This is a genomic window from Planococcus beijingensis, assembly GCF_016820615.1.
Classification (GTDB): domain Bacteria; phylum Bacillota; class Bacilli; order Bacillales_A; family Planococcaceae; genus Planococcus; species Planococcus notacanthi.
On sequence record NZ_JADHDZ010000002.1, the window covers coordinates 440,454 to 452,379 of the forward strand.

General features: G+C 43.8%; 13 protein-coding genes. 3 read left to right on the top strand and 10 right to left on the bottom strand.

The window, feature by feature from the left end; genetic code table 11:
- Nucleotides 1-632: 632 nt before the first annotated feature.
- The 4 genes from IRE19_RS08385 to IRE19_RS08400 form a co-directional block, all read right to left on the bottom strand.
- On the bottom strand, nt 633-1,418 hold the full coding sequence (locus tag IRE19_RS08385) for a cytochrome c oxidase assembly protein (RefSeq protein ID WP_349291264.1): 786 nt from the start codon (nt 1,416-1,418) through the stop codon (nt 633-635).
- A 151-nt stretch (nt 1,419-1,569) separates the two neighbouring features.
- Nucleotides 1,570-2,691 carry a diguanylate cyclase gene (locus IRE19_RS08390; RefSeq protein ID WP_203340000.1) on the bottom strand — a complete coding sequence of 374 codons (1,122 nt, stop codon included), beginning with the start codon at nt 2,689-2,691 and terminating at the stop codon, nt 1,570-1,572.
- A gap of 195 nt (nt 2,692-2,886) precedes the next feature.
- Nucleotides 2,887-3,375, bottom strand: coding sequence for a GNAT family N-acetyltransferase (locus IRE19_RS08395; RefSeq protein ID WP_203340001.1), 489 nt, complete (start codon nt 3,373-3,375; stop codon nt 2,887-2,889).
- Between the two features lie 27 nt (nt 3,376-3,402).
- Nucleotides 3,403-4,653 carry an MDR family MFS transporter gene (locus IRE19_RS08400; RefSeq protein ID WP_203340002.1) on the bottom strand — a complete coding sequence of 417 codons (1,251 nt, stop codon included), beginning with the start codon at nt 4,651-4,653 and terminating at the stop codon, nt 3,403-3,405.
- A gap of 97 nt (nt 4,654-4,750) precedes the next feature.
- On the opposite strand from IRE19_RS08400, the gene IRE19_RS08405 reads away from it, so the two are divergent.
- Nucleotides 4,751-6,412 carry an ABC transporter substrate-binding protein gene (locus tag IRE19_RS08405; protein WP_203340003.1) on the top strand — a complete coding sequence of 554 codons (1,662 nt, stop codon included), beginning with the start codon at nt 4,751-4,753 and terminating at the stop codon, nt 6,410-6,412.
- 107 nt (nt 6,413-6,519) lie between these two features.
- Here the strand turns inward: IRE19_RS08405 and IRE19_RS08410 are convergent, their stop codons facing one another.
- The 5 genes from IRE19_RS08410 to IRE19_RS08430 form a co-directional block, all read right to left on the bottom strand.
- Nucleotides 6,520-6,786: a hypothetical protein gene (locus tag IRE19_RS08410; RefSeq protein WP_203340004.1), complete on the bottom strand. Its 267-nt coding sequence runs from the start codon at nt 6,784-6,786 to the stop codon at nt 6,520-6,522.
- A 59-nt stretch (nt 6,787-6,845) separates the two neighbouring features.
- Nucleotides 6,846-7,247 carry a DUF1259 domain-containing protein gene (locus IRE19_RS08415; protein ID WP_203340005.1) on the bottom strand — a complete coding sequence of 134 codons (402 nt, stop codon included), beginning with the start codon at nt 7,245-7,247 and terminating at the stop codon, nt 6,846-6,848.
- A 433-nt stretch (nt 7,248-7,680) separates the two neighbouring features.
- Nucleotides 7,681-8,751, bottom strand: a complete 1,071-nt coding sequence (locus IRE19_RS08420) for a DmpA family aminopeptidase (RefSeq protein ID WP_203340006.1) — start codon at nt 8,749-8,751, stop codon at nt 7,681-7,683.
- Nucleotides 8,752-8,790: 39 nt separating this feature from the next.
- A complete protein-coding gene (locus tag IRE19_RS08425; RefSeq protein WP_203340007.1) occupies nt 8,791-9,075 on the bottom strand; it encodes a hypothetical protein in 285 nt (94 codons plus the stop codon).
- A 2-nt stretch (nt 9,076-9,077) separates the two neighbouring features.
- A complete protein-coding gene (locus IRE19_RS08430) occupies nt 9,078-9,323 on the bottom strand; it encodes a DUF2089 family protein (protein ID WP_432419931.1) in 246 nt (81 codons plus the stop codon).
- Nucleotides 9,324-9,535: 212 nt separating this feature from the next.
- On the opposite strand from IRE19_RS08430, the gene IRE19_RS08435 reads away from it, so the two are divergent.
- Together IRE19_RS08435 and IRE19_RS08440 are read left to right on the top strand one after the other, a co-directional pair.
- Nucleotides 9,536-10,462, top strand: a complete 927-nt coding sequence (locus IRE19_RS08435; RefSeq protein WP_203340009.1) for an ABC transporter ATP-binding protein — start codon at nt 9,536-9,538, stop codon at nt 10,460-10,462.
- Nucleotides 10,455-11,408, top strand: a complete 954-nt coding sequence (locus tag IRE19_RS08440; RefSeq protein ID WP_203340010.1) for an ABC transporter permease — start codon at nt 10,455-10,457, stop codon at nt 11,406-11,408. Before IRE19_RS08435 ends, IRE19_RS08440 begins: the two co-directional genes overlap by 8 nt.
- 60 nt (nt 11,409-11,468) lie before the next feature.
- Here the strand turns inward: IRE19_RS08440 and IRE19_RS08445 are convergent, their stop codons facing one another.
- Complete coding sequence (locus tag IRE19_RS08445) at nt 11,469-11,897, bottom strand: CBS domain-containing protein (protein ID WP_203340011.1); 429 nt, start codon at nt 11,895-11,897, stop codon at nt 11,469-11,471.
- Nucleotides 11,898-11,926: the final 29 nt, after the last annotated feature.

Sequence of the window (11,926 nt, forward strand, 5' to 3'; positions counted from 1 at the left end):
ATTCATTCGATCTTATGTAATGGTGCAGATTATTCGAATCCAAACGCTTACCTATAGTTTAACCCAAAACAAGAGCTTTTGCCGGGGAAAAAAGAAAAGCGAAGGCAGCCGTTTAGCTCTGACAGGCATAAGACGCACTGGCGAAGCGGCGCTCTTTGCCGCACAGCCAGAGTGGCTTATGACCCGAGGAGCTGGCTGCCGGAGCTGGACAGAGGAAAAGCCGAAGCACCCGTGTAGCTCTGCCAGGCATAAGGCAGACCGGCGAAGTGGCGTTTTTTCAGCCGCACAGAAAGAAAAGTGAAAGTGCCTGCTCAGCTCTGACAGGCATAAGGCAAAGCAGCGATGTGGCGCTCTTTGCCACACAGCTGGGTTGCCTTATGTCCCGAAGAGCTAGGCACTTGCAACTGGACTGCCGGGTTGACTTATGATCCAAAGAGCTGGGTGCTGAAGCTGGACACCAGGAAAAGCGGAAGCGACCGTTCAGCTCTGACAGGCATAAGACGATCTGGCGAAGCGGCGCTCTTTGCTGCACAGCCAGAGTGGCTTATGACCCGAGGAGCTGGCTACCGGAGCTGGACAAAGGAAAAGCCGAAGCACCCGTGAAGCCCTAATTAGCACTGGGAACGTTACCGCTATCCTTCTTCCATCGTCTCACTTTTCCGAGGTGCCGTCGCTTTATACCATTGGTAGCAAAGAATGATGATGAGGACCAACTCGACGAAATCGCCCCCATAGTACATCACCTGCCCTCCTGCCTCCCCTTGATCTCCCGGTACACCAGCCGGCGGATCTGCATAGATGCTTTTAGCCAAAATTTTGTGTGCGGCCAATGAGACGATGAGGATAATTGAACGGAAAAGAAAACTGAGTCGGTGAGCTGTAATATCGATGTAAATGATGGATGCCGTAAACAGGTAGCCCGCCAAAAATATGTGTAGATGGACGATCAGGTAAACAATTGAGGATTGGTGCATCCATTCAAACAAACTGGTCAGGTATAATACATACAACCCACCAATATTTAGAATCAGCGCAGTAATGGGATTGCTCAACATCTGAAATGGCTTGCTTTTCAGTAGCCAGGATACTTTTCTCGCTAATGGAACAGGCAACGACCTCAAGAGCAGCTTCATCGGCATCGCAAGAACCAACAAGAGCGGTGCCAGCATGCCAAGCAATAGATGGGTCCACATATGGCCAACGAAATTTCCCTTTGCAAATTCCGCTATCGGTCCTGTGATGACCAGAGCAATCGAAAAAATACCGAAGCCCCATAAAAAACAACGGTACAGCGGCCATGGCCGTAAGTTCAGGCTTGTTAAAGCAGCTGCCAATAGATATAACAAAAATGCCAGGAAAAGAGCAACAATCACCACAGCCTCCAAACCCGCCATTCCCTGTTGCATACTGTGTTCCACAAATAGCCCCCCATCCCATATTCCATTCTGACTGTTTTGCTTCTCTTTCCTCTACCCGATTTGGCAACCTGCTATGTTTCGTTTTAACAGTTCATTTCATAAAAAAAAGCCGTTGCTGAAATGCAATGCGGCCATCTTGCTGAAGTTGTCTTTAATTAAATACCTCTTCAATTTCTTTTTCTTTTTTTTCTGCAAAAGCAGTAACTCGGTTTCTGCCATCACGTTTGGACTGATATAGGGCCTGATCAGCTTCATCAATCAGCTGGTCCAACGTTTTATGATAGGAATTCAAAGACACGCCCATGGATACCGTCAATTTGCCTTCAGGCTGGAGCTCTTCACCTTCAAAGTGATATTGTTCAATTTGGTCACGGACTTTTTCAGCGATCCTCATCACTTCATCGTCATCGTAAGGATCCGTGATGCAGAAGATGAATTCTTCCCCACCATACCGCGCCACATAATCTTTTTTTCGTGTATGGTCCCTCAACAGCTGGCCAATCGACCGAAGCACAGCATCGCCTTTTTGATGGCCATGCGTATCATTATAAGTTTTGAAATAATCGACATCGAGCATAACAATGGCGATGGGTACATACTGGGACACCAAGGTTTGCGTTTTATTCTTAAAAAAGCGCATATTCGGCAGTTGGGTCATGGGATCCTGATTAGAATAAAATTCCAGTTCTTTGCGGACAAGTATATGGTGATTTTCACCGTTCGCAATTAAGCCCATTGCCAAAACAGCGACCATGGCAAAAAACAGCATTGAAAGGGTGATCGGCACAGTTGAAGGTGTAGTCAATAGCATCGAAACTGATTTGAGGACTTCGAAAACCAACAAACCGAGAAGCATTTTTTTGATATCCAAAATGGCAAAAAATTTATTGACTGTTTTTTTATTGCGGAACAGGCTGCCGATGATGACCGGCAAAATCACCGTCTGCAAAATTCCAGCTATCGCTGTAGGTCCGCCCAGTGAATAGCGGTATATAGATGGAAAGATTGCAGATAGTATACCTACTTTCCAACCGCCAATATAGGAAATGAAATAAAGGGGCACTTCCCTTAAATCAAGCCGCATGCCTTCATGAATGTAAGGATTATACATCACTGAAAAAGTCAAAAATCCCATGAATAAAATACTGAGTGCCAATAAAAGCGTTGATTCGGTCAAGTTAGGGAATAATAATTCCTTCGCTTTTAAACCGAGATACATCAATGCGATGATCAACGCCATGTTTTCAAGAAAGAAAAAAAGTAATGACTGCATTTATCCAACTCCTTACAAAACCATATCCTCAGTTTACAATTATTGCATCTGAAAATATAGGAAAACCACGAAAAAATATACAAAAACCTATTTAAAAGTGTTTGCTTTTCGTTATTGGAAAGATTGCGCCTAAAACAAAAGAAAACTTTCTGCCTGGTCTAAAAAAACGACCGATTAGAGAGTTTCCTTTGCCTGCTACAGCAGTTTTGCCATATAGTATTCATTGGCATAGCGTTCCTCCATCCATACGGAATCACGCTTCAGCCCCTCAATTTCAAAGCCTAGTTTTTTATATAACCCAATGGCTGGTTTGTTATGCTCAAGCACGGTCAATTCAATGCGACGAATTCCTTTCGCGGCAGCCCATTGATCCAAAGCTTGAAACAACTCTGTGCCTCTCCCTTTCCCACGTTCGCTTTGCCGAATACCCACTGCGATATAGACTGAATGCCGCTTGCGTTTAACGCTGTCGCCGATTGCAAACAAATAGCCGGTTAATTCAGCTTGTTCTTCTGTTATCAACACCACTGAATCTGCTCCCATAGCGCCAAGGCGTTTCTCCAACTGCTCAGCTGTAGTCTTGCGTTCTCCTGGCTCAAACAGCATAAGATCAGAATCCTCTACATGCTTCATGAGTTCCGCCAATTGAAAGGCATCCTCAGGAACTGCTTTTCTGACGATCATAGCTATTCTCCTCCTACTGTTTTGTGTTTAAACAATTTTTGGTTCGGGCACTTGTTCTTTTTTAGGCTTTCTGATAAACAATCCGGTGTAAACAAGAAGTGTGCCGATCATCAGCAAGACGCCGATATAGACGGACATCATGGTCGGAATAAGAAAAGCTCCGATGATGATGGTCGAGCGCGCCAACAAATCTGCTCCGCTGAACGAAATGTTGGAAAAAGCGGAATACGAACCCCGTTTGTCTTCCGGTATCATATTGGCCATTTCTGCATTGCGGACCGGCGAATAAACCAGTTCGCCTATGGTGCCGATGAAATTGAACAGCAGCAACAAGTACCAGCTATTCGCTGATGTAATCGTTACATACCCGACGCTGTATAGCAATAGGCCCGTCAATAGGACATGCTGTTTGGAAAAACGGTCAGTGAATTTATTGACGATGAATGTCAGGCAGACGACCAGCAGCATATTTTGTATATTCAACAAGCTCAACATCCGAACCCCTGCCACTTCAAAGTCCCCAATAGTGAAAGCATCAAAGCTTTCCGCCAGACGGACGCCAATATAACTGTTCAATGAAAATTCTGCTGAAAAAATGAACATGGAACCAATTACCACCTTAACAAAAGGCCTGTCCCGAAATGCGACTTTGTAATTCTGCAGCAGATCGATTACGACATTCGAATGCTGCTTTTTCAAGGTCTGGACACGTTCATCTTTCAACCAGATTTGGTAAGCGATAGGCAGACTCGCCGCCGTGAGTGTCAATAATATAAACAGTTCAATTTGATGATTGAGATACAATAAGCCACCTAGTGCTGCCCCAATCGCCATCGACAGGTTGATCATCCAATAATCGATGGCATAGATCGCTTTCCGGTTTTCCGGGGTTGTCGAGTCGATGATGATGGCGTGTATCGCCGGTCTGCCCAAACTGCTGGTTATGATGAAACTAACGTATGCAATTGCGAATAAACCAATCCATTTGCCGCTTGGCAATAAGCTGATGGACATCAGCAGAAACATGGCAGCGCTCAGTGAAGACGTTATCACCAGCACCCGTTTGCGTGGAAATCGGTCGGAAATATAGCCGCCGACCATATTGACGAAAAATCCGATAAAGACGGTGACGATCAAAAAAGTTCCCGCCCATACCTTATTTATTTCCTGCGCAAAAAACAAAGCCATGAAAGGCATAACTGCAGATGAAACTGCCCGGTTGAAAAATGAAGTGATTAAACGTACTTTGATATTTTGTGGATAGTCTTTCCATTTCATCTTGTCAGCCTCCTTTGTCTTATGTATATTAAACTAGACGAAAGATACTAAAAATAGACAATTTTAAAACTAATGTCCACTTTTAACAGGAGGAAACATGGAAAAGACTCTTTTATCATTATGGCAGGCTGTCCCAACAGGCGACGTTAAGCAAGTGCAGATTGCCGCTGCGCTCAAGTTGAGCAGCAAGCAGACGACACGGCTATTGCGCAAATGGTCGAACGAAGGTTGGTTTACCTATACATCGGGCCGCGGGCGCGGCAATACTTCGCACCTGCAATGGCACCGGAATGTAGAAGCGGTGTACGAACAGCAAATCATTCAGCTGATTGCAGAACAATCGGTCGAATCCGCCGGAAACTACCTTCTATTGGAATGGTCCCCGGCAGTAAGGCAGCGGTTAATGCATCAGTTCCGATCTCAGTTCGGTTACAGCCAAAACAATGCAAGCGAAGTGGACAAGCTGATCATCCCTAGGAAATATGCTTTATTGACGCTTCATCCGATGAAGGCCGCGGATATCCAAAGCGCGAATATGGCCGCAAATGTCCATAATCGTTTGGTTTCAGTCGACGCTGCTGGAAACGTTTCTCCAGAACTGGCCCATAGCTGGGACCTTGCAAACAATCGGCTTCGGCTTTACTTAAGAAAAGAAGTCCAGTTTCATGATGGATCGTTCTTAACTTCAGAAAACGTGGTTAAATGCCTGAACCGCATACGCTTGGATGCTCCCTACGCAGATTTGTGGAAACCCATCACTGAAATTAAAGCGCTGGCGCCTTATGTGCTTGAACTCTCTTTTCCAGCTGGCTGCAGCTATTGCCTGCAGATGCTGGGCATGATCAATGCCAGCATTTATAAAGAAACGAATGGCCAAATCATTGGTACCGGCGGCTTTTATGTTGCGCACAACGATGAATTGAAAACCACGTTAAAGGCATTCAGCGAGTATTTTAAGGAACGGCCTTTGCTTGATATCGTGGAATTCATTCAGGTGCCGGAGGATTTCGATTTTACCTACCGTTCCTCAGCAAATGAAACATCCGAAGAGACATTTCAAGTGGAAAGCGATTCAGGTTTTGGTGTCGTCATCATGAATGCATTCAGAGACTCCCCGATCAGCCGAAAAGAAGTGCGCGATTATGTCCATTACGTCATTGCCAAGCACCGGCACACAATCGGCCAGTTTCATCCGCGTGCTTTGCCAAATCTTCATGGCTGCCTCGCCGGCCAAAAACAATCCTATACAGTGCCGCAGATGGCTCGCCCTTTTCTTGATCAGCCACTGGTCATCAAAGCGGCAAACTACACAAACGGCGCTACCCGCTGGCTAAAAGAAGCGCTGGAAAGCGAAGGCATTGCTGTTGAGATTCAATGGCTGTCATTTCAGGATAAGTTGCTGGATATTACAGAAAATCAAACGGCAGACTTGTTTATTCACGGGGAAGTGTTTGAAATGAACCAGGACTTCTCATTTTTCAATTTTCTTTCAAATGGCTATTCCCCGATGACAGCCATTATGAAGTCACAGCCTCAGTTTGATCGCTACCTAAAGCTGTATGCAGAGACACCATTTAAGGAATGGACAAAAGTGAATCTTGAAGTCGAACGGACCTTGTTGGAAGCCTCCATCATGGTTCCGCTGTATTACGAAAAAAGGCAAATCCCATTTTCAGTAGATCTGATGAACATATCCATCAGCCATTTCGGTTATGTGGATTTTTCTAAACTATGGGTGCGTCCAGTTTGTGAAGAATAAAAAAATGGTGTGCTGCACACAATTCTGTGAACAGCACACCATCTTTTTTACGGAGATTATCCGTTGAAGGAATTTATGTCAGGTATACAAAGATAAGGGGCAAATGTTTAAAGTGAATGCAGATTGGTTGAAAAAATAAGATACAAGCTAAGGGACAGCACATTGAATAGCACAAGATTGAACCGCAAATCTCCTTTTGCTCCGATCAATGCGGCAACGACTCCCAGCGCACTCAAGGCACAAGGCAGATGCAGATGAAGGCTCAATAAAAATTCAAGGGGGCCATGGAACCAATGAATCGCAGCCAATGTCAGCGGAATCATGGTCAGAAGAAAGAGGCCTCCTGAGATGCATGATAAACATTTCTCGTTCATAAGAACACCACCTTTTCTGCTTGTCGGCACCGGCTAATGAAAGGCGACTTAAATTAACATTAGGATTCAATAGCTTTTAATGCGGTAGCCAGACGTTCAGCAAACTGTTCAGGCAGTTCGCGGGACTCCATATAAAGACTGTAGACATCCAGGTCCATGACCAACCGTTGTGCGTAATTGCTGGGCAATGGAGGGCCTTGGTTAATCAAAGCGGAAGAAAACACAGGCAGTTCTTCAGGCAACAGCAGAATTTCAGCTTTATTCAGCATCTTCCCATGCTGGTGAAGGTCTTGAAACGTAATTTCGTTATCAATTTTAAATAACATTGTGCAATCGCCTGATTTGATGGCCAGATCTCGTTGCTTAGTCACGACGTAAAGACCTCCAAGGACTTCCACTGGGGCTTCCAATGTTTTTTCCAGAATTTCAGCCACCGTTTCTATCGGTTGTGCACTAATCATTTACTCCGTCCTTTCATCTATTCGCCTGTATCGATGAACAAAATACTGCTAAAATGAATTCGTTGATTTTGTTAAATTTATCGCAAAAGATAGTCTTTTAACCTAATTAATTTACTTTTAAATTGAAATAGAACGCTTTTTGTAATACCCATAGACTACAACGGATTGTACAAATTGTAAACAATTTAACGTTATTTTAGTAAATTTCGAACATCCTTTTTTATCCATAAACCCATATTTTTATGGATATGACATCTATTCCTCTATATTTATATATCTTTGATTCAATAGTTACTGTTCATTAATCGTTATTAACTTAGGCACATTGATCACTTATTAAACTTTTAGTGTTATATGGCTAAATCATTGAAAATAATAAAAGAATTTCATAAATCTTTTCGATGTATTTTTGAACAAAATAAAAAAGAACCTGTTAACGGTTCTTTAAGGTTATGGCGTATTTCTTCAATAAGTCTTTTAACGCTGGCCGTTCATTGCCATTGCGGCCAACCACTGCCTCCGCGGTGATCATGGAGTTCAATACTGCTTCTTCAACAGCTTCCCCCACGGCTCTGAACGCTTCGTCCATATCGTCTTCATGTATCGTTTTGATAGCCAGGCATTGCTTCGGCTTGGTATGGGGAATTTTATTGGCGGTGGAGAAGCCGAGGATGATTTCGCCGCTGCCATTGGTAATAATTGAGCCTGTCCGTGACAACCCCGCCACTGCCCGTTTCAGAATACGGTTCAATTGCCGTTCGGATAAAGGAAGATCAGTAGCCACAACCACCATTACTGAGCCCTTGTCTTCTTCTTTAAGAGTTTGAAGAATGTTTTTCTTCAGCTCCTTGCCGATTCCCTTGCCGTTAATCGTCAAATCATTCAGCATTCCGAAATTCGACAGCACCAATGCACCCAGCGTAAACGTGCCGTGCTCCAGTTCCACAATACGCGAAGCCGATCCGATACCGCCCTTCAATGAATAACACAACATGCCTCTTCCCGCTCCTACAGCTCCTTCTTCAAACTCAATTCCGGTATTGTCCAATGCTTGCCTTACATCTTCTTCTTTGACAAAACGTCCGCGCACATCGTTCAAAAACATATCGTTGCATTCGCCGATGACCGGATTCACTGTACCCGTCGTATTGCCGATATCCGGATTTTTCTCCAACATATAATCGATGACTGCATTGGCTGCTGTTCCGACATTCAATGTGTTCGTCAAAACAATCGGTGTTTCCAGCGTGCCGAGTTCCGCCAATTGGATGGTTCCCATCGTTTTGCCAAAGCCGTTGATGACATGGCTTGAAGCTATAAGCTTGTCGTGGAAGAGATCTCCCTGATGCGGCAGAATGGCCGTCACTCCGGTCTGCATATTTCCGTCCATCAAAGTGACCTGGCCAATAGTGACACCCTCTACATCTGTTATGGCGTTTAACATCCCTGTCTTCATCGTGCCGATTTCCACTCCGTAATCCCGAATTCGTTTTTGGTTATGCAATTCCCCACCCCTTTTGATTTCTCCAGCTGTTCGTGTTGTTTAAATTAAATCCTGTCCGCGCATTTTCATCAATTCTTTTTCCTGCTTTTTCTTGTAGGCTTCTTGTCCATTAATCCAAACCCCACATAAGATGGTAATTCCCAAAATCAGCGGTATAACATCTCTTGAAAAGAAAGCCAAGTCTTTATCGATCATCAGCCAAATGAAGAATACTGCAAATGCTGCCGGCAAAATACCTCCTGGCCATACCCGCGCTTGTTTAGATAAGAAATATTGAACAACTAAAATGATAATTGGCAATGCCAGATCGATTACAGTCCCCATGTCTATTCCTCCAGACTCTCTTTGTATTTGTCGACGATGCTTTTTGCCACTTCCAAATCGATTTTGTCATCGATAACCAACTTCATGACGAAAGTCGAAAATGGCTGCGAACCTTCTTTTTCCTGCAATTCGATGTTCTGGATGATCTTATCCAGCCTCAATCGGACCGTCGGATAAGAAACTCCATATAATTTTGCGATCTCTTTTAACGAACCGGATCCCAGAATGAACTTCTTGATAAATTCCATGTCTTCAGCAGACAATGTGGAAAACCATTCAGGCACCTTATTATTCAACGTCTTCACTCCCTTCAGCTGTTAATGCTTACTATAAAACAATATTAAATATTATTCAATATTTTTTAAACATTATTTAAATTTATATTGATTTTATTTTAACTATTGTTATTATGAGACTTGTAAGTCATTTACATATCTGAATTAAAAACGGAGGTAGTTGGATGGATAAACCAGCAGTAAAGATGCAGCTGATCAACTTGAAAAAGAAAATCAGCAACAAGGAAATCATTAAAGGACTTGATTTTGAAATCCGTTCAGGTGAAGTATTTGGATTTCTTGGACCGAATGGAGCTGGAAAAACGACGACCATCCGAATGCTGGTGGGCTTGATCAGTATGACGGAAGGAGATGTGCTGATTGAAGGAAAAAGCATCAAAACCGACTTTAAAAATGCCATCCAGCACGATGGGGCGATTGTTGAGAATCCTGAAATGTACCCTTTTCTGAGCGGCTGGAAAAACCTCAAGCAATATGCGCGAATGGTTCCCGGCATAACGGACCAACGCATTCATGAAACCATTTCCCTTGTCGGCTTGGAAAAAGCGATTCACGAAAAAGCCGGCCGCTACTCACTTGGTATGCGACAACGGCTGGGCATTGCCCAAGCGCTTCTCCACAAGCCCGCCATTCTGATACTGGATGAGCCGACAAACGGTTTGGATCCTTCCGGAATCCGCGAAATCCGTAAGTACATCCGTGCACTTGCTGAGCAGGAAAACGTGAGCGTCATCGTATCCAGCCATCTGCTTTCTGAAATGGAGCTGCTGTGCGATCGGATTGGCGTCATCAAAAATGGACAGTTGGTTGCATTAGAAGAAGTGAAAACCACCGAAAACTCGACAGCATTGCAGGATGTGTTTATCGAAGCAGAACCGCTGGCACAAGCAAAAGAATACCTGGAAACTCAGCTTTCGACAGGTGTCCGCTTGAAAGGAAAAGAACTGATCCTATCGCTTCAAAAAGAAGAGATCCCTTCCATCTTGAAGAAAATGATTGGCCAGGGGTTTGATGTATACGGGGTCAATGTTCTCCAGTCAACTTTAGAAGACAAATTCTTTAATTTGATAGGAGAGAACAGCATTGACTAATTTAATCCACTTGATCTGGAATGAACAAATCAAATTGTATGCCAGAAAATCCACATGGGTGATGTTTTTCGTACTGGCCATTCTGATACTGGCTTCAGGAATCATCAGCAGGTTATGGGACAGCGAGTTCCAGACTACAGAATACGGCACGAACTGGCAGGCCGAACTTCAGGAAGAAAATATCCGCTTGACATCGGAGTTGGACAACGATGAACTCAGCAAACTTTCCAATCCATTTCAATTGGAAAAGAATATGTACCACATTGAAAATGACATCAAGCCCTTGCCTTATGACGGCTGGCAGTTTTTATATGACAACTCATTTTTCACGACTTTCATCAGCCTGTTCACCATCATCATTGCTGCTGGAATCGTCTCGAATGAATTTAAATGGGGAACCATCAAACTTCTGCTGATCCGTCCAATATCGCGCTCGAAAATTTTGTTGTCCAAATACCTAACGGTTCTCTTGTTCGCATTCACACTCATCTTCTTCCTCATTGCCAGCAGCCTGCTGACTGGTGCTTTGTTCTTCGGCTTGAATAATCCAGCTCAAACCGTTGTTCTTGAGCAAGGGATGGGGTATGTACATAATGGCCTGTTTAACGAAATTATGAAAGATTACGGATTAAGCTTAGTTACGTTAGTGATGATGGCTTCATTCGCCTTTATGATATCCACGATTTTCAGAAGCAGCAGCATGGCAATCGGCTTAGCGGTCACATTGATGCTCGCCGGCAATTCCATCGTCCTGTTCACGGCACAATATTCCTGGGCCAAATACATCTTGTTCGCCAATACCAACCTTGGCCAGTACTTCAATGGCGAACCTACGATGGAAGGAATGAGCTTAAGCTTTTCCGTCACCATCTTGTGTTTATACCTAACTTTATTCTTAATGGCTTCTTGGATTGCTTTCACTAAACGGGATATCGCAGGCTATTAAAACAATACAAGGCAAGTCCGACAAATAATCGGACTTGCCTTTTTTCCACCTTACGTTTCGTTAATGAAGTTCTGTGTCATCCGATTCTGATACTTCTTCCAAAATCAGACTGGCGTTGTCATCTGTCTGGTCTCTTAGGGCGATGTCTCCTAAAGAAACGATTCCTACTAACTGGTCATTTTCTACAATCGGAAGCCGGCGAATCTGGTGTTTTGTCATTAAATCAGCTGCGTCTTCAATGGACATATCTTTAGTTCCGGTAACCATTTCTGAAGTCAAAATCTGTGAAACCGGGCTATCCAATGAAATCTGGGAAGCGATTCCGCGAATTACAATGTCCCGGTCTGTGACGATTCCCAATAATCGCTTGCCATCACTGATGGGAATGGATCCAACATCCAGCTCCAGCATTTTAGAAGCAATTTCCTGAATCGACATTTCCGGAGCGCATGTCTCAACCTCTGTTGTCATGATGTCGGTAATTTTCATGAATAGATCCTCCTCTATAGATTGTACTG

Excerpts from the sequence above, each read along its gene's own strand:
- IRE19_RS08390 (WP_203340000.1), bottom strand. The coding sequence starts at position 2,691 with ATGCAGTCATTACTTTTTTTCTTTCTTGAAAACATGGCGTTGATCATC.
- IRE19_RS08395 (WP_203340001.1), bottom strand. The coding sequence starts at position 3,375 with ATGATCGTCAGAAAAGCAGTTCCTGAGGATGCCTTTCAATTGGCGGAA.
- IRE19_RS08400 (WP_203340002.1), bottom strand. The coding sequence starts at position 4,653 with ATGAAATGGAAAGACTATCCACAAAATATCAAAGTACGTTTAATCACT.
- IRE19_RS08405 (WP_203340003.1), top strand. The coding sequence starts at position 4,751 with ATGGAAAAGACTCTTTTATCATTATGGCAGGCTGTCCCAACAGGCGAC.
- IRE19_RS08410 (WP_203340004.1), bottom strand. The coding sequence starts at position 6,786 with ATGAACGAGAAATGTTTATCATGCATCTCAGGAGGCCTCTTTCTTCTG.
- IRE19_RS08415 (WP_203340005.1), bottom strand. The coding sequence starts at position 7,247 with ATGATTAGTGCACAACCGATAGAAACGGTGGCTGAAATTCTGGAAAAA.
- IRE19_RS08425 (WP_203340007.1), bottom strand. The coding sequence starts at position 9,075 with ATGGGGACTGTAATCGATCTGGCATTGCCAATTATCATTTTAGTTGTT.
- IRE19_RS08430 (WP_432419931.1), bottom strand. The coding sequence starts at position 9,323 with ATGGAATTTATCAAGAAGTTCATTCTGGGATCCGGTTCGTTAAAAGAG.
- IRE19_RS08435 (WP_203340009.1), top strand. The coding sequence starts at position 9,536 with ATGGATAAACCAGCAGTAAAGATGCAGCTGATCAACTTGAAAAAGAAA.
- IRE19_RS08445 (WP_203340011.1), bottom strand. The coding sequence starts at position 11,897 with ATGAAAATTACCGACATCATGACAACAGAGGTTGAGACATGCGCTCCG.